At 73.7% G+C, this 16,705-nt stretch carries 14 protein-coding genes and 2 pseudogenes; 10 read left to right on the top strand and 6 right to left on the bottom strand.

What is annotated here, in order from left to right:
* Nucleotides 1-323 precede the first annotated feature (323 nt).
* Nucleotides 324-1,379 carry a DMT family transporter gene (locus ACIGXE_RS14720; RefSeq protein WP_399747153.1) on the bottom strand — a complete coding sequence of 352 codons (1,056 nt, stop codon included), beginning with the start codon at nucleotides 1,377-1,379 and terminating at the stop codon, nucleotides 324-326.
* Between the two features lie 50 nt (nucleotides 1,380-1,429).
* Here ACIGXE_RS14720 and ACIGXE_RS14715 point away from each other — a divergent pair, with 50 nt between their 5' ends.
* Together ACIGXE_RS14715 and ACIGXE_RS14710 are read left to right on the top strand one after the other, a co-directional pair.
* Nucleotides 1,430-2,335, top strand: a complete 906-nt coding sequence (locus ACIGXE_RS14715; protein WP_399747113.1) for a LysR family transcriptional regulator — start codon at nucleotides 1,430-1,432, stop codon at nucleotides 2,333-2,335.
* 271 nt (nucleotides 2,336-2,606) lie between these two features.
* Nucleotides 2,607-3,224: a hypothetical protein gene (locus ACIGXE_RS14710; protein ID WP_399747110.1), complete on the top strand. Its 618-nt coding sequence runs from the start codon at nucleotides 2,607-2,609 to the stop codon at nucleotides 3,222-3,224.
* 121 nt (nucleotides 3,225-3,345) lie between these two features.
* On the opposite strand, the gene ACIGXE_RS14705 is transcribed toward ACIGXE_RS14710, so the two are convergent.
* Complete coding sequence (locus ACIGXE_RS14705) at nucleotides 3,346-3,825, bottom strand: pyridoxamine 5'-phosphate oxidase family protein (protein WP_399747108.1); 480 nt, start codon at nucleotides 3,823-3,825, stop codon at nucleotides 3,346-3,348.
* 91 nt (nucleotides 3,826-3,916) lie between these two features.
* On the opposite strand from ACIGXE_RS14705, the gene ACIGXE_RS14700 reads away from it, so the two are divergent.
* Nucleotides 3,917-4,558 carry a cysteine hydrolase gene (locus tag ACIGXE_RS14700; RefSeq protein WP_399747106.1) on the top strand — a complete coding sequence of 214 codons (642 nt, stop codon included), beginning with the start codon at nucleotides 3,917-3,919 and terminating at the stop codon, nucleotides 4,556-4,558.
* Here the strand turns inward: ACIGXE_RS14700 and ACIGXE_RS14695 are convergent.
* Nucleotides 4,545-4,985, bottom strand: coding sequence for a Rieske (2Fe-2S) protein (locus ACIGXE_RS14695; protein WP_399747104.1), 441 nt, complete (start codon nucleotides 4,983-4,985; stop codon nucleotides 4,545-4,547). The two genes, ACIGXE_RS14700 and ACIGXE_RS14695, sit on opposite strands and share 14 nt — an antisense overlap.
* Nucleotides 4,986-5,145: 160 nt before the next feature.
* On the opposite strand from ACIGXE_RS14695, the gene ACIGXE_RS14690 reads away from it, so the two are divergent.
* The 3 genes from ACIGXE_RS14690 to ACIGXE_RS14680 all read left to right on the top strand — a co-directional run bounded on the left by ACIGXE_RS14690 (nucleotide 5,146) and on the right by ACIGXE_RS14680 (nucleotide 9,094).
* Nucleotides 5,146-6,669 (top strand): SDR family oxidoreductase, encoded by a 1,524-nt coding sequence (locus ACIGXE_RS14690; RefSeq protein WP_399747102.1) that lies wholly within the window; start codon nucleotides 5,146-5,148, stop codon nucleotides 6,667-6,669.
* Between the two features lie 201 nt (nucleotides 6,670-6,870).
* A complete protein-coding gene (locus ACIGXE_RS14685) occupies nucleotides 6,871-8,241 on the top strand; it encodes a cryptochrome/photolyase family protein (protein ID WP_399747100.1) in 1,371 nt (456 codons plus the stop codon).
* Between the two features lie 253 nt (nucleotides 8,242-8,494).
* Nucleotides 8,495-9,094 (top strand): sigma-70 family RNA polymerase sigma factor, encoded by a 600-nt coding sequence (locus tag ACIGXE_RS14680; RefSeq protein WP_399747098.1) that lies wholly within the window; start codon nucleotides 8,495-8,497, stop codon nucleotides 9,092-9,094.
* On the opposite strand, the pseudogene ACIGXE_RS14675 reads toward ACIGXE_RS14680, so the two are convergent.
* The 3 genes and pseudogenes from ACIGXE_RS14675 to ACIGXE_RS14665 all read right to left on the bottom strand — a co-directional run.
* Nucleotides 9,084-9,516 (bottom strand): annotated as a pseudogene (locus ACIGXE_RS14675) (transcriptional regulator); the annotation flags it as partial. The gene ACIGXE_RS14680 and the pseudogene ACIGXE_RS14675 sit on opposite strands and share 11 nt — an antisense overlap.
* A 177-nt stretch (nucleotides 9,517-9,693) precedes the next feature.
* Nucleotides 9,694-10,368, bottom strand: a pseudogene (locus ACIGXE_RS14670) (MerR family transcriptional regulator); the annotation flags it as partial.
* A 175-nt stretch (nucleotides 10,369-10,543) separates the two neighbouring features.
* Nucleotides 10,544-11,980 (bottom strand): ROK family protein, encoded by a 1,437-nt coding sequence (locus tag ACIGXE_RS14665; protein WP_399747096.1) that lies wholly within the window; start codon nucleotides 11,978-11,980, stop codon nucleotides 10,544-10,546.
* Nucleotides 11,981-12,104: 124 nt separating this feature from the next.
* Between ACIGXE_RS14665 and ACIGXE_RS14660 the strand changes: the two genes are divergently transcribed.
* The 4 genes from ACIGXE_RS14660 to ACIGXE_RS14645 are packed head-to-tail and all read left to right on the top strand — an operon-like array spanning nucleotide 12,105 to nucleotide 16,680.
* On the top strand, nucleotides 12,105-13,424 hold the full coding sequence (locus ACIGXE_RS14660) for an ABC transporter substrate-binding protein (protein WP_399747094.1): 1,320 nt from the start codon (nucleotides 12,105-12,107) through the stop codon (nucleotides 13,422-13,424).
* Nucleotides 13,425-13,437: 13 nt separating this feature from the next.
* Nucleotides 13,438-14,412 (top strand): carbohydrate ABC transporter permease, encoded by a 975-nt coding sequence (locus tag ACIGXE_RS14655; protein ID WP_399747092.1) that lies wholly within the window; start codon nucleotides 13,438-13,440, stop codon nucleotides 14,410-14,412.
* Nucleotides 14,405-15,259, top strand: a complete 855-nt coding sequence (locus tag ACIGXE_RS14650) for a carbohydrate ABC transporter permease (RefSeq protein WP_399747090.1) — start codon at nucleotides 14,405-14,407, stop codon at nucleotides 15,257-15,259. The genes ACIGXE_RS14655 and ACIGXE_RS14650 overlap by 8 nt, the downstream gene beginning before the upstream one ends.
* Nucleotides 15,260-15,294: 35 nt before the next feature.
* A complete protein-coding gene (locus ACIGXE_RS14645) occupies nucleotides 15,295-16,680 on the top strand; it encodes a GH1 family beta-glucosidase (protein WP_399747088.1) in 1,386 nt (461 codons plus the stop codon).
* Nucleotides 16,681-16,705: the final 25 nt, after the last annotated feature.

The raw sequence follows: 16,705 nt of genomic DNA, 5'->3' as shown, positions 1-16,705 counted from the left end.
CGGACTGCGTGCTCCACTTCGCTTCGCTCGTGGAGGACGCCACCACGTCCGGACACCTCCCTCCCCCGCTCCGGCCCCGGACCCCTTCCCGCCGTTGTCGGCTGCGGGGCAGGGGCTCCGGCCCCGGACCCCTTCCCGTCGTTGTCGGCTGCGGGGCGGGTGTGGGTGCTCCGGCCGTGGGCCCGTCCTGTCGTTGTCGGCTGCGGGGCGGGGTGGGTGCTCCGGCCCTGGGCCCCTTTCCGTCGTTGTCGGCTGCGGGGCGGGGTGGGTGCTCCGGCCCCGGGTCCTTTCCCGCCGTTGTCAGGTGCGGGGGTGGGGGTGGGTTAGGCCCCTGGACCCCTTCGCGCTGTTGTCGGGGTGAGGATGGGGGGCTCCGGCTCTGAGTGGTTTCCCGTCGTCGTCGGATTCGGGGTGAGGGTGGGGTTTCGGAGCGTGCTGCTTGGCGTCGTTGTCGGGGGGCGGCGGCTGGACGTGCGGGTCTGGGTGAGGGCCGCGCCGGTCAGGACGATCAGCGCGCCGACCGGGGTGTTCCAGGTGAGGTGTTCGTCGAGCAGGGCGACGCCCGCGGCCGTGGCGATGACCGGGATGAAGTACGTGACCATGGACGCCGTCGTCGGGCCCACCTCGGCCACCACTCCGTACTGGAGCAGCATCGCCCAGCCCGTGCCCAGGGCGCCGAGGGCGATGACGGAGAGGAGTGGGAGTGCCTCGACGTGGGTGGGCCAGGTGGTGAACAGGGGCGTCACCAGAGCCAGTTGCAGCGTGCCCAGACCGACCTGGCCCGTCGCGAGGGAGAGGTGCGAGGAGCCCGTGCCGGACAGGGTGCGGCGGACGTAGATCCAGCCGACCGCGTAACTGGCCGAGGCGAGCAGGGCGAGGGTCGTGCCCGTGACGTCCAGGCCCGAGAAGCCCTGCCAGGCGCCTAGCACCGTGAGCACGCCGGCGAAGCCGATGCCCAGGCCCGCCGCTCGCACCCGGGTCGGGCGGTCCTCGGAGAGGGCGACGAGCGAGAGGACCATGCCCCACAGCGGGGTCGTCGCGTTGCAGATGCCCGCGAGCGTCGAGGGGATCGTCAGCTCGGCGTAGGAGAAGAGGGAGAACGGCAGGGCGTTGAGGAGGAAGGCCGCCACCGTCAGATGGCCCCAGGTGCGGGCGCCGCGCGGCAGCCGGTCGCGCTTCGCGATCAGGGCGACGACCAGGACCGCCGTACCGAACAGGAGGCGGCCGAAGGTGACCTGGAACGGCGCGAAGCCCTCCGTGCCGATCTTGATGAAGAGGAAGCTGAATCCCCAGATCAGCGCCAGGACGCCGAAGCGGACGCGCCAGTCGAGAGAGGGAAGGGTGGTGGGGCTCATGCCGTCCAGCGTCGTCGAGCCCATGGTGTAGCACAAGCGAGAATTCATGGAGGCGATGTCTTAGGATCGCTTACATGTTGAACCTGGAGCGCCTGCGGACCCTGGACGCCGTCGCGCGGCACGGCTCGGTGAGCGGGGCCGCCGAAGGGCTGCACGTCACCACCTCGGCGGTCTCGCAGCAGCTGTCCAAGCTGGAGCGGGAGATCGGGCAGCAGCTGCTGGCGAAGAACGGGCGGGGGGTCCGGCTCACCGACGCCGGGCTGCTGCTGGCCGAGCACGCGGCGCGGATCCTGTCCCAGGTGGAGCTCGCCCAGGCGGACATCGAGGCGCAGCGGGGGCAGGTGGTGGGGGAGGTGCGCATCGCCGCCTTCCCCACGGCGATGCGTGGTCTCTTTCCGGCCGCGATCCGCGCCCTGCGCGCGGCCCACCCTGAACTGTGCGTGCACACAGCCGAGTTGGAGCCTGACTTCGGGGTGCGCGAGGTGTTGCGGGGGGACAGCGACCTCGCCGTGGTGCTGGACTGGAACAACAAACGGGCACCCGTGCCCGCCGGCCTGGAGCGGGCCCATCTGCTGGACGACTCCGCCGACGTCGCCCTGCCGGCCGATCACCCGCTGGCGGGGCGCGCGGTGGTGGACCTGGAGGACTTCGCCGGGGAGGAGTGGGTCTCCTGGCCGGCGGGGGAGTTCTGTCACGAGTGGCTGATGTTCACGCTCCGCTCCAAGGGGATCGAGCCGCGGATCGCCCATGTCGCCGGTGACCACCACACCCAGCTGGCCCTGGTCGCCGCGGGGCTCGGCATCTGCGTGGCGCCCCGGCTCGGGCGGCCGGTGGCCATGGACGGGGTGTCCTTCGTGCCCGTACGGCAACCCGTGCGGCGGCACATCTACGCGACCTGGCGTACCGACGCCGGGCGCCGGCCGTCCATCCGGGCGGTCGTCGAAGCGCTGCGGACGGCCGGGGAGCCGGTCGCGAGTTAGGCCGCTTCCTGTGGACCTTGTCGGAGGACGGGTCGTCGCCCCGAAGACTCCCTGGAGAGGCCGGCCGGTCCGCCGGGGCACCCGTAAGCGACATGACCTGGGCGTATGCGTGATCTTCGTGCCCAGGCCGCCGCGGGACCGTCCGCGGGCATGATGGCCCGGCTCGCCGGCCGGACGGCCTTCGGGGAGCGACTGGAGCCGTGGCTCCGGGCATCAGGTCCGGGGAGAGTATTGCCTGGTCTGGTGGACGCCGTCCCGGCATCATCGCGGCATGGGTAAGGACATCTGGGGCTTCATCGAGTGCCACCGTGACTATCGAGACCATGCGGCGGACTCGTTCTGGCACGCCGCCATCGACTTGGACCACCTGAAGGTGCCGAGGAACTATGAAGCCTTCGGCTCTCTGTTCGGCGTCTGTGACGACGGGCAGTTCGTGCCGGTGGCTCCTGTCCGTGGACTGCCTGCCGACGCGTCGAACCGTGTTCGCGACGGTCATGAGACGACGGCCGGACGAAGCGCGAGCTGGGTCAGCTGGGTGGAGATCAAGCAGGTCGACTGGGACGAGGAGTCCGCCTGGCCGGATGCCTGCATCCGCGAGTACTACCGTGATCCGCACGGCGACTGGCAGTTCCTCCAGCGGCACTACTCCGCTCCTCGGCGATTCGTCGACCTCTGCGGACAGCCGGCTCATGTCGTGGTCCGGCCCAGCAAGCACTTCCAGGAGGGCTCCCAGTGGATCGACGGAGATCAGATGTTCCGTGTTGAGCGCCTCAGGCGCCGCGACGCCGTGCCAGACGATGAGTGGGGCCCGGTCTGGACCGTCATGCGCACCCTCGCCGACCTGCACGGCGACGACGATGTCAGGCTGGTCGTCTGGTTCGACGACTGACGTCACCCTGCGGCCCGCCCTCCCCGCTTCGGTGTCCGGTTCTGCGGCAGCGGCTCGATCCTCGCCCTCTGGCATCAGTCAAACGGCCCGACTCGTGAACGGATGATGTGAGGGAAACGCCCTAGGCGTCCTCCCGGGGTGCCGTCATCTTGCGGAAGTCCCAGGACGCGACGGCGTCCGGGGTCAGGCGCAGCCAGGCGTGCCGGCCGTCGTGCGGCATCGTGGCGAGGCCGAAGTTCTTGGCGGCGAAGAGGCGCTCCGGTGCTTCGAGTTCGGGGCAGGGCTCGCCGGTGCGGGGGGCCTCGCCGACGAACTCCGCGGTGCCCGAGAGCTCGACGCCGCGCAGTTCCCCGTACTCCTCGCCGTCGTCGATCACGACGGCGATTTGTGGCCGGGCGCGCAGTTCGGCCCAGCGGCGGCTGCGGGTGATCGAGTAGAGCCAGAGCGAGGTGCCGTCCCAGGCGAACCAGAGGGCGCTGACGTGCGGCCGGCCGTCGGCCGACACGGTGGCCACCCGGCAGGTCCGCTGTTCGGTGAGGAAGGTGTCGAGCTCGGCCGGGGTCATCATGATCCGGCGTCCACGGCGCTGTGCGACGGTCATCGTCCGCACCCTTCTGGATTTCTGATGGAGTGTCAGAAATCATGGGGGCTGCGCCGCCGGGGTGCAAGCGGTCGACCGCGAGGAGGACGTCGTGAGTCAGTCGGAACGGCTCAGGGAGCAGCTCGCCGCGGACGGTGCCGTGCTCCTCACGGTCGAGTGTCAGGAAGGCGTCGTCGGACGCGACAGCGCCCTGCCCGAACTCGGCGCCGTCGCACGCGAGTCGGGCGCCCTGCGGAACGTCGCCCGGCTCGTCGCCGCCGCGCGCGAGGCCGATGTGCAGGTGCTGCACGCCGTCGCCGAGCGGCGCCCCGACGGGCGCGGCGCCAATCGCAACGCGCGCCTGTTCCGGGCCGCGGCGCGGCTTCCCGTGCAGCAGCTCAGCGGCAGCAGCGCCGTACGGATCGCCGAGCCGATCGAGGTGGCCGAGCAGGACCTGGTGGTGCGGCGGCTGCACGGCCTCTCGCCCCTCGCCGGCACCGACGTCGACGCGCTGCTGCGGAACCTGGGCTGCCGGACCCTGGTCGTCACCGGGGTCTCCGCCAACGTGGCCGTCCCCAACGCCGTCTTCGACGCCGTCAACCTCGGATACACGGTCGTCGTGCCGAGCGACGCCATCGCGGGAGTGCCGGCCGACTACACCCCCGCGATGATCCGCAACACGCTCGCGCTCGTCGCCACCGTCGCGAGCACCGACGAGGTGCTCGCCTGCTGGAAGCGGGTCAGCCGAGCCTGATCGCCTGGCCGATCACCTCGATCGGCGTCGGCTCCAGCGGCTGCGTCGCGGGGCCCTTCTTCACGCTGCCGTCCGAGGCGTCGAAGCGGCTCTGGTGGCAGGGGCACACGATGACCCCGTCGGTCACCTCCTTCACGCTGCAGCCCAGGTGGGTGCAACGCGAGGAGAACGCCTTGAACTCGCCCGCCTTCGGCTGCGTGATCACCACGCCCTTGTCGGCGAGCACCTTCCCGCCGCCCACCGGGATGTCGCCGGTCATCGCCAGCGGCGCGTTCTCCTCGACGGTCCCGTCCGCCCCGTTCGTACCGCTCGTACCGCCCGTGGCGTCCTTGTCGCCGCCGTCACCGCCGCCACAGGCGGCCAGGGCCGCCGTCAGTCCCGCTCCGCCCGCCGCCGCGACGACCGTCCTGCGCGCCACACCGCTCATACCGCTCCCCTTCGGATCACCGTGATCTCTGCGCGCCATGGTGGCAAACGGAGCCGCTCCGCGTCACGCCGGGCGCGTCGCCGCATCCGTCGGCGCCCTCCGGAGGGAACCATCGGTCACAGGCCACACGCCACGGACACGGAAAGGGGGCCGAGAGGCCATGCCCACACCCCGACCCACGCCCCAGCCCCCCGACGCGCCCGACGGCGCGCGCTGCCTGGTCACCGGCGCGGGCGGCTACATCGGCGGACGCCTCGTCCCCGAGCTGCTGCGCGCCGGATACCGCGTGCGCTGCCTCGCCCGTACCCCGTCGCACCTCAAGGACCACCCCTGGGCCGACCAGGTGGAGATCGTCCGGGGCGACGTCACCGACGCGGCGAGCCTGCGGCCCGCCCTCGACGGCGTCGACGTCGCCTACTACCTCGTCCACTCCATGAGGTCCGGCGGGAACTTCGAGCGGACCGACCGGAACGCCGCCGTCACCTTCGCCGAGGAGGCCCGCCGCGCCGGACTGCGGCGCATCGTCTACCTCGGCGGCCTCACGCCCCGCGACGTGCCCGAGGACCGGCTCTCCCGCCATCTGCGCTCGCGCGCCGAGGTCGGCCGCATCCTCCTGGAGTCCGGCGTGCCCACCACCGTGCTGCGCGCCGCCGTCGTCATCGGATCCGGCTCGGCCTCCTTCGAGATGCTGCGCTACCTGACCGAGCGCCTGCCCGTCATGGTGACCCCCAGCTGGGTGGGAAGCCGCGTCCAGCCGATCGCCGTACGCGACGTCCTGCGCTACCTGGTCGGCAGTGCCCGGATGCCCCCCGAGGTGAACCGGAGCTTCGACATCGGCGGGCCGGACGTCCTCACCTACCGCGAGATGATGACCCGGTACGCGGCCGTCGCCCGGCTCCCGCGGCGGCTGATCCTGCCGGTCCCGATGCTCACCCCGCGGCTGTCCAGCCAGTGGATCGGACTCGTCACACCCGTGCCCGCGCACCTCGCCCGGCCGCTCGCCGAATCCCTGCGGTACGAGGTGGTGTGCGCCGAGAACGACATCCGCGCGTTCGTCCCCGACCCCCCGGGCGGCCGCCTCTCCTTCGACCGGGCCCTCGCGCTCGCCCTGCGGCGGGTGCGCGACGCCCAGGTCACCACCCGCTGGTCCTCCGCCTCCCTGCCCGGAGCCCCCAGCGACCCGCTGCCCACCGACCCGGACTGGGCGGGCGGCAGCCTCTACACGGACGAACGCGCGCGCGTGGTCGACGCGGGGGAGGCGGAGCTGTGGCGGGTCATCGAGGGGACGGGAGGGGAGAACGGCTGGTACTCCTTCCCCCTCGCCTGGGCGGTACGCGGCTGGCTCGACCGGCTCGTCGGCGGCGTCGGCCTGCGCCGGGGCCGCCGCGACGCCGAGCACCTGCGGGTCGGCGACGCGCTCGACTTCTGGCGCGTCGAGGAGATCGAACGCGGCCGGCTGCTCCGGCTGCGCGCCGAGATGCGGCTGCCCGGCCTCGCGTGGCTGGAGCTGCGCGCCGAGCGCGACGAACAGGGACGCACCCGCTACCGGCAGCGCGCGCTCTTCCACCCGCGCGGCCTCCTGGGGCAGCTGTACTGGTGGAGCGTCGCGCCGTTCCACGCGGTCGTGTTCGGCGGCATGGCGCGGAACATCGCGCGGAGGGCGGAGAAGGAGGCCCGGCGATGAGGGTCGGCGGGTCGGGGGCTGGTGTGCCCGGGGCCGGCGTGCCCGGGGCCGCCGGAGGGGGTCGGCGGTGGGCGCCCGGGGAGGCGAAAGGCCTGGTGGGGCCGGGGAGGCCGGGAGCGGGGGGCGAGTGCACGCGGGTGCATCCGGCGCGCGCGGCGGGCGGGAAGAGTACCGCCGGCGACCCTACCCAGGAGTGGTGCCATGAACGTCTCCGTCGTCCTCTTCACCTCGGACCTCCGTCTGCACGACCATCCGCCGCTGCGGGCCGCCACGGCGGACGGGCGCGGGGTCGTCCCGCTGTTCGTCCGTGACCCCGCCGTGGACCGGGCCGGCTTCGCCGCGCCCAACCGGCTCGCCTTCCTCGCCGACTGCCTCGCCGACCTCGACCGCGCCCTGCACGAGCGCGGCGGCCGACTCGTCGTGCGCACCGGGGACACGACGGCCGAGGTGCTCGCGGTGGTCCGGGAGTCGGGGGCCGACGAGGTGCACATGGCCGCCGGGTGCTCGGCCTTCGCCCGCGCGCGGGAGGACCGGCTGCGGCGCGCCCTGGACGCGGACGGCTGCCGGCTGTTCGTCCACGACGCGGTGATCACCGCCGTTCCGCCCGGGGACCTCACCCCCCAGGGCTCCGACCACTTCGCCGTCTTCACCCCGTACTTCCGGCGCTGGAACTCCGCACGTCTCCGTACGCCGCTCCGCGCCCCGCGCGCGGTGCGGGTGCCGCCCGGCGTGCGGGGCGACGCGCTCCCGGAGCGGTCCGCCGTCGCCGGCGTCTCCGCGGGACTCGTGCCCGGCGGGGAGGGCGAGGGCCGCAAGCGGCTGGCCGACTGGCTGTCCCGGGACGCCGACGCCTACGAGGAACGCCACGACGACCTCGCGGGCGACGCGACCTCACGGCTCTCCCCGTACCTGCACTTCGGCGCGGTCTCGGCCGTCGAGGCGGTGCACCGGGCGCGGGCGCGCGGCGGCGCCGGTGCCGATGCGTTCGTACGGCAGCTGTGCTGGCGGGACTTCCACCACCAGGTGCTGGCCGCGCGGCCCGAGGCCGCGACCGAGGACTACCGGCCCCGTCAGGACCGCTGGCGGCGCGGCCGGGACGCCGAGGCGGACCTGCGCGCCTGGCAGGCGGGGCGCACCGGCTATCCGCTGGTGGACGCGGCCATGCGACAGCTCGCTCACGAGGGCTGGACGCACAACCGGGGGCGGCTGGTCGCCGCGTCGTTCCTGACCAAGACGCTCTACCTGGACTGGCGGGAGGGCGCCCGCCACTACCTCGACCTCCTGGTCGACGGCGACGTGGCGAACAACCAGCTCAACTGGCAGTGGGTGGCCGGTACGGGAACGGACACGCGGCCCAACCGGGTGCTCAACCCGGTCCTCCAGGCACGGCGGTACGACCCCGAGGGCGCGTACGTGCGCCGTTGGGTCCCGGAGCTCGCCGGCCTCGCCGTGCCCGAGGTGCACGAACCGTGGCGGCTCACCGGCCTGGACCGGGCGGCCGTCGACTACCCCGATCCGGTGATCGGGCTCGCCGACGGGCTGGCACGGTTCCGGGCGGCGAGGGAGAGGTGAGGGGGCAGCGGGAGTAGGGGGGAGGCGGGGAGGTCGGAGGGGGACGCCCTGGGGGAGGAGGGAGGGGCAGGCCAGAGGATGCAGGGAGGGAGCGAGGAAGGGAGGGGGAGTTCGGGGGCTACAGCCGGTGCTGCGATTCGACGCACGACCGACGCGAGTGGAGCCCCCGATCCTGCGGCCCGAGGCTGAAGGCAGGACGGACGCCGGGAGCAAGCCCTTCCGGGCGTCCACCCCCGGCCGAGAAGGAGCCGTCATGACTGCCACCGCCGAGGAGCGCGGCACCGCCCGCGACCCAGGGGAGCTCGCGGACGAGGAGATCGGGCTCGGTATCGCCCGGGGCGACGCGGAGTGCCTCGGCGAGGCGCACCGCCGCTGGGGGCGCCTGGTCCACACGCTCGCCGCGCGGGCCCTGGGCGATCCCCGCGAGGCCGAGGACGTCGCCCAGCAGGTCTTCGCCGCCGCGTGGCGCGGGCGGGCCGGTTTCCGCCCCGAGCGGGGCACCGTGCCGGGCTGGCTCGTCGGCATCACCCGTCGCAAGACCGCGGACGCGCTGGGGGCCCGCACCCGCCGACGTGAACTCGTCGCGGAGGTCGCGGCCGTCGGCCCGGTGGGGGCGGGCGATGTGACCGAGGGCGCGCAGGAGCGCGTCCTCGACCGGATGGTGGTCGTCGGTGAACTCGCCCGGCTTCCGCGCGTCCAGCGCGACGTGCTGGCCCTGGCCTACTTCGGCGAGCTGACCCAGACCGAGATCGCCGACCGCACCGGCCTCCCGCTCGGCACCGTGAAGAGCCATGCGCGCCGAGGCCTCCAGCGCCTGCGCCGAAGCCTGACCGCGGCCGCTGTCACGGGTTGAGGAGCGCGGGGGCGGGCCGGCCCTCGTCGTCCGTCATGCCCGGTTCCCCGTACAGCCGGGAGATCAGGTCAAGGGCTGGGCGCAGGCCCGACGGGCGGTGCGTGCCGGGGGCCGGGGTGCGGCCCGACCAGCCCGGGCCCGCGAGGACGAGCAGCGGAGCGGTACGGGCTCCGCGGAGGCCGAAGGCCGTCGCCGCGACGTGCTGTGCCAGCGGGTGGTGCGCGGTGGAGCGCGTCTGGGACCACAGCACGACGGCGGCCGGTCCCGAGCGCCGCACCGCCGCGTCCAGGGCCTCGGCGGGCACCGCGGCACCGAACACCCGGGTCGGCACACCGCGTTCGGCGAGTCCGGCCGCGAGCGCCTCCAGGGCCATGCTGCTCGGCGGGCGTACACGCCAACAACACCGGCGGCCGCGCCGCACGGGCCGTGGGGGACGGGCCGGTCGCGCGTCGCGCGCCGGGCGGCCCGGCCGAGCCGTCAGCCGTCCCGACCTCGCCGCTCGGTTCGGGTCGGCCGTCCGTCCCGACCTCGCGGCCCGGTTCGGGTCGGCCGTCCGTCCCGACCATCCCGCTCCGGCCGCGCGTACCTGCCGCGCCGAACCCTGCTGCCGCGCCGGGAGGGCCACTGACGGCCGCCCGCCGCAGGGCGGTCGACACGTGCCAGGACAGCAGGTGCTCGACCTCGACGTAACGGTCCCCGGAGGAGGCCCACTTGCGGCCCACCGCGTGCAGGGCGGGTGCCATCACCCCCTCCCAGGTGGTGACGAGGCCGTGGGCCGCCAGGGCCTCTTGCAGGAGGGCGTCCATCGCCGGGCCGTCGAGCCGGACGGCGGCCCGGCCGAGGCCGCGGCTCAGCCGGCGCAGGACGTCGGTCGGCGGCTCGCCCACCGGGGCCGGCGGGCCGCCCACCGGGGCCGGCGGGCCGCCCACCGGGGCCGGCGGGCCGCCCACCGGGGCCGGCGGGCCGCCCACCGGGGTCGGCTGGCCGTCCTCCGGGCCGGGCGGCGCCGCCGCGGGGCGCTTCGGCGCCGTGCCGTCGTCGCGGACCGCCCGGGCCGCCCGCGCGGCTTCCGCCGGGGGCACCCCGGCGGAGGTCAGCCGGCACATCGCCTCCAGCGCGGCGACGTCCTCGGGCGTCCACCGGCGGTGCCGGCCGTCCTCGCGGGCGGCCGGGCCGATGCCGTAGCGGCGGTCCCAGGAGCGCAGCGTGGTCGGCGCGACCCCCAGGCGCCGCGCCACCGCCCCCGTCGTCATCCCGTGCGTCACGTCGGACATGCCTCCACCGTACGACGCACAAGCGACGCAATCCACGCCGTGGGCGCCGCCGGGCGGAGGGACGAGCGCCTCGGAGACGGGATCCGGGGGCGCCCGGTGCACCGAGGGGCCACGGGCGGGCCCACCACGCCGACGCGGGGCCAGGGTTCGGCGGCCCGCCCGAGCGCCCGGGGGCTCAGTGCGCCGTGCGTTCCCGTACCGTCGTCGTCCACGCGGGCTGCCGGTTCTCCTGGGGTTCCGCTCCGGTCTCGGCGCGGCGGCCGCCGCGGGCGAAGAAGTCGGCCAGCGGGAGGATGGCGGCGCCGATGGTGACGGCCTCCGGGCCCAGGGTGCCGAGGCCGATGGTGACCCGGGCGGCCGGGTAGCGCAGCGCGTACGCGCGGGCGTGCTCCCGGACGGTGTCGAGGAAGCGGCTGCCGAGCTGGAGGCCGGCCCAGCCGCCGACGAGGATGCGCTCCGGCTGGAAGAGGTTGATCAGGTCGGCGAAGCCGGCGCCGAGGTACTCGGCGGTCTCCTCCAGGACGGCGAGCGCCGCCGTGTCGGGGGCGGCGCCCGAGCCGGCGCCGGGGTAGGCGGCGGCCAGCATCGCGGTGAGGGCGGTCTCCTCGTCGGCCCCGGCCGGGGGCCGGCCACCGGCCTCCCGCCAGCGTTCGAGGAGCGCCTCGGCCCCCGCGTACGCCTCCAGGCAGCCCAGGGCGCCGCAGCGGCAGCGGCGGCCCCGCACCCGGACGGTCAGATGGCCCCACTCGAGGGCGCGGCCGGGACCCAGCGGGTCGGTGGCGACGCAGGCGCCGACGCCCGAGCCGAAGAGCACGAAGACGGCGCTCTCGGCTCCGCGCCCGGCGCCGAACCACAGCTCGGCCTGCCCGAGGGTGCGGGCACCGTTGTCGATCCGGTACGGGACCCCGGCGGGCAGGTCGACGGCCTCGCGCAGCAGCCGCTCCAGCGGCACGGCGTCCCAGCCGATGGTCTGGCCGTGCACGACGGCCCCGCCCGCGGTGTCCCCGGCTCCGCCGCCCGGGCCCGCGCCGGGGACGCGGCCCGAGCCCTCGCCCCCCGTGCCGCCGGTCCGCGCGCCGCCCGTGCCCTCGCCCCGCGCGCCGCCCTCTCCCGTGCCGTGCGCGACGATGCCGGGGACGCCCACGCCGACGCCGAGGAGACGGTCGGCGGGCATGTTCGCGGTGCGCAGCACCTCGGCGATGCCGTCGCGGATGTGCCCGACCACGACACCGACCTCGTAGCGGTCGTGGCGCTCCCTGCTGTCGACCGCCAACGGGCGTTCGGTGCGGGCGAGTTCGGTGAGGGTGAGGTCGAAGAGCTCGATCCGGACCCGGGTCTCGCCGACGTCCACGCCGATCATGCAGCCGCTGTCCGGGCTGATCCGCAGCAGCGTGCGGGGCCGTCCGCCCGCGGAGTCCACGCTGCCGGCCTCCTCGACCAGGCCCTCGGCGACCAGTTCGGCGACGACGTTGCTGACCGAGCCGGAGCTCAGGCCGGTCGCCGGGCCGAGCGCGAGCCGGCTCGTCGGGCCGTCGAAGTACAGCCGTTGCAGCACCGCGGTGCGGTTCTCCCGCCGCAGGTCACGCACCGTGCGGCCATTCGTCGCTCGCACCGTACCCCCAGTTCGTCAGCTCCGAAGTGCAACATACACCCGGCGCGAAGCCTTGACGCGCCCTTCCCTTGGAGTTTAACTCACGTCCTAAATTAAGCCTCCCTCGAAAGGGTTACGAGGAGTCATGCGCAGAATCAGAGCCGCGGTCACCGGCGCCGTCGCCCTCTCCCTCGCCCTCACCGCGACCGCCTGCGGCGGTGGCACCGCCCCCGACGGCTCGGGCTCGAACTCCGAGCCCAGGACCCTCACCTACTGGGCGTCGAACCAGGGTCCGAGCGTCGAGGCCGACAAGAAGATCCTCCAGCCCGAGCTCGACCGGTTCGAGAAGGAGACCGGCATCAAGGTCAAGCTGGAGGTCGTGCCCTGGTCCGACCTGCTCAACCGGATCCTCACCGTCACCACCTCCGGCCAGGGCCCCGACGTCCTCAACATCGGCAACACCTGGAGCGCCTCCCTGCAGGCCGGCGGCGCGCTGCTGCCCTGGGACGAGAAGAACCTCGCCGCCATCGGCGGCAAGGAGCGGTTCGTCGACTCCGCGCTCGGCTCCACCGGCGCCCCCGGCCAGGACCCGGCGGCCGTGCCGCTCTACTCCATGGCCTACGCGCTCTACTACAACAAGAAGATGTTCGCCGACGCCGGCATAGCCAAGCCGCCGGCCACCTGGGACGAGCTCACCGAGGCCGGCCGGAAGCTCGCCAAGGACGGGCACTCCGCCCTCGGCGTCGAGGGGGCCAACCTCGCCGAGAACATCCACCACGTCTTCGTGCTCGGCAAGCAGCACGGCGCCGACTTCTTCACCCCCGACGGCAAGGCCGACTTCACCAACGACGGCGCCGTCGCCGCGGTCAAGCAGTACGTCGACCTCATGGCCGCCCACAAGATCGTCGCCCCCGGCAACGCCGAGTACGCCCAGAACCAGTCCCTCAGCGACTTCGCCAAGGACCGCACCGCGATGGTGCTGTGGCAGACCCCCGCGCAGACCTTCGCCGCCCAGGGGATGACCCCCGACGAGTGGGGCGTCGCCCCCGCCCCCGTCCCCTCCGGCACCCCCGGCCAGGGCACCGCGATCAACTCCATGGTCGCCGGCATCAACATCGCCGTCTTCAAGAACACCCGGAACCGCGACGGCGCCCTGAAGTTCGTGAAGTTCATGACCGGCGACGCCGAACAGAAGACCCTCAACCAGGCCTACGGCTCCGTCCCGCCCGTGAAGTCCGCCCAGCAGGACCCCGCCTTCTCCGGACCCGCGCTCGCCGTCATCCGCGACACCCTCGCCAAGAGCGCCGCCGCGCTGCCGCAGGTCCCCGAGGAATCCCAGTTCGAGACCGTCGTCGGCACCGCCGTCAAGGAGCTGTTCGCCGACGCCGCCGCCGGCCGCCCGGTCACCACCGAGTCCGTGCGCGCCAAGCTCGACAAGGCCCAGCAGCAGATGCCCAAGAAGTAGCCGCGGCCCCGCCATGACCCTGACCGTCACCCCTGGGGCGCGCCCCGGGGTCGCCGCCCGCGCGACCCCGGCGCCCGCCCGCCGCCGGCGCCCCGCGCTGCCGTACCTCCTGCTGCTGCCCGCGCTGCTCCTGGAACTCCTCGTCCACCTCGTGCCGATGCTCATGGGCGTCGTCATGAGCTTCAAGCAGCTCACCCAGTTCTTCGTCCGCGACTGGACCGCCGCCCCCTGGGCCGGTCTCGACAACTACGCCGTCTCCGTGGACTTCGACGGGGCCGTCGGCGCGTCCCTCCTCGCGTCCTTCGGCACGACCTGCCTGTTCACGCTGGTGTCCGTGGCGCTGTGCTGGCTGCTCGGCACCGCCGCCGCGATCCTGCTCCAGGACGACTTCCGCGGCCGGGCCCTGCTGCGGACCCTCTTCCTCGTCCCCTACGCGCTGCCCGTCTACGCCGCCGTCATCACCTGGGCGTTCATGTTCCAGCACGACAACGGCCTGATCAACCACGTCCTGCACGACCAGCTCGGCATCGGCGACAGCCGCGCCTTCTGGCTGATCGGCGACAACAGCTTCTGGGCCCTGCTCACCGTCTCCGTCTGGAAGGGCTGGCCCTTCGCCTTCCTCACCGTGCTGGCCGGACTGCAGAACATCCCCCGGGACATGTACGAGGCCGCCGCCCTGGACGGCGCCGGGCGCTGGCGGCAGATCCGCCACATCACGCTGCCGTCCCTGCGGCCGGTCAACCAGGTCCTCGTCCTCGTCCTCTTCCTGTGGACCTTCAACGACTTCAACACCCCCTTCGTCCTCTTCGGCCGGGCGGCCCCCGAGGCCGCCGACCTCATCTCGCTGCACATCTACCAGTCGTCCTTCCAGACGTGGAACTTCGGCACCGGCTCGGCCATGTCCGTGCTCCTGCTGCTCTTCCTGCTCGTCGTCACGGGCGGCTACCTGCTGCTCACCTCGCGCGGACGGAGGCCCCGGCGTGGCTGACTCCCCGACGGCGCCGCCGCGGTCCTTCCTCTGGACCCGGCGGATCGTCCTCACCCTGCTCACCGGCTTCGTCCTGCTGCCGGTGTACGTGATGGTGTCCAGCTCCCTGAAACCGCTCCAGGACGTCTCGGGCGCCTTCCGCTGGTTCCCCTCCGGGCTCACCCTCCGTCCGTACGCCGACATCTGGCGGACCGTCCCGCTCGCCGACCACTTCGTGAACTCGGTGATCGTGGCGGGCGCCGCCACCGTCTGCTCCGTCACCGTCGCCGTCTTCGCCGCCTACGCGGTCAGCCGCTACGACTTCCGCGGCCGGCGGGTGTTCACCGTGACCGTGCTGTCCACCCAGATGTTCCCCGGCATCCTCTTCCTGCTGCCGCTGTTCCTCATCTACGTCAACATCGGCAACGCCACCGGCATCGCCCTCTTCGGCTCGCGGGGCGGACTGATCCTCACCTATCTGACCTTCTCCCTGCCCTTCTCCATCTGGATGCTCATCGGCTATCTCGACTCGATCCCGCGCGAGCTCGACGAGGCCGCCAGGGTGGACGGCTGCGGACCGGTCGGCGCGCTGTTCCGGGTCATCGTGCCCGCCGCCGTCCCCGGCATCGTCGCGGTCGCCGTCTACGCCTTCATGACCGCCTGGGGCGAGGTCCTCTTCGCCTCCGTCATGACCAACGACACCACCCGCACCCTCGCCGTCGGCCTGCAGGGCTACGCGTCGCAGAACGACGTGTACTGGAACCAGGTGATGGCCGCCTCCCTCGTGGTGAGCGTCCCCGTCGTCGCGGGCTTCCTCCTCCTCCAGCGCTACCTCGTCGCCGGCCTCACCGCGGGCGCGGTCAAGTGACGCCACGTCAGTCCCGCTTTCCCGAAAGGAACTCCGTGTCCGACGCCAGTACCCCCGCGCCCCTCGACCTGGGCGCCTTCCCGCCCGACTTCTCCTGGGGCACGGCCACCTCCGCCTACCAGATCGAGGGCGCCGTCGCCGAGGACGGCCGCGCCGCCTCCATCTGGGACACCTTCGCCCACACCCCCGGCGCGATCGACCACGGCGACCACGCTGACACCGCCTGCGACCACTACCACCGCTGGCCCGAGGACATCGCCCTGATGAAGGAGCTCGGCACGGACGCCTACCGGATGTCCGTCGCCTGGCCCCGCGTCCTGCCCGGCGGCGACGGCCCGGTCAACGCGGCCGGACTCGACTTCTACGACCGGCTCGTCGACGCCCTGCTCGACGCCGGGATCAGCCCCTCGGTCACCCTCTACCACTGGGACCTGCCGCAGGCCCTGCAGGACCGCGCCCGCGAGAGCCGGGGCGGCTGGACCGAACGCGCCACCGCCGAGCACTTCGCCCACTACGCCTCCGTCGTCGCCGGCCGCCTCGGCGACCGGGTCACCCGGTGGGCCACCCTCAACGAACCGCTCTGCTCGGCCTGGATCGGGCACCTGGAGGGGCGGATGGCCCCGGGCCTCACCGATCTGACGGCCGCCGTCCGCGCCTCGTACCACCTGCTCCTCGGCCACGGACTCGCCACCGCCGCCGTGCGCGCCGCCGCCCCAGGAGCACGAGTCGGCCTGGTCACCAACCACTCCACCGTCGAGCCCGCCACCACTCGGCCCGAGGACGTCGCCGCCGCCGTCCGCGCCGACGGACACACCAACCGCTGGTGGCTCGACCCGGTCTACGGCCGCGGCTTCCCCGCCGACATGCGCGAGCTGTACGGCATCGAACTGCCGGAGCGCGCGGGCGACCTGGAGACCATCGCGGCGCCCCTCGACTGGCACGGGCTCAACTACTACTTCCCCGTGACGGTCGCCGACGACCCGGCCGGCCCCGCTCCGTACGCCCGAGAGGTCCGCCGGCCCGAGGTGCCCCGGACCGGCATGGACTGGCCGGTGGACGCCGGCGGCCTGGAGGCCCTCCTGCTCCGGCTCACCGAGGAGTACGGCGTGCGCCGGCTGTACGTCACCGAGAACGGCTCGGCCTTCCCCGACAGCGCGGGCCCGGACGGGCGGATCGACGACCCCGACCGCACGCGCTACCTGGAGCAGCACCTCGCGGCCTGCGCCCGCGCCCTCCGCAAGGGCGTCCCGCTGGCCGGCTACTACGCCTGGTCCCTGCTCGACAACTTCGAGTGGGCCTACGGCTACGACAAGCGGTTCGGCCTGGTCCACGTCGACTACGCGACCCAGCGCCGGACGGTCAAGGCCAGCGGCCGGCGGTACGCGGACCTGATCCGCGCCCACCGGGCACAGGCCGGCTGACCCGCACCTCCCCCCACCGAGAAGG

It is taken from the genome of Streptomyces sp. NPDC053431, assembly GCF_044544925.1.
Taxonomy (GTDB): Bacteria; Actinomycetota; Actinomycetes; order Streptomycetales; family Streptomycetaceae; genus Streptomyces.
This window is presented reverse-complemented; position numbering and strand designations above follow the sequence as displayed.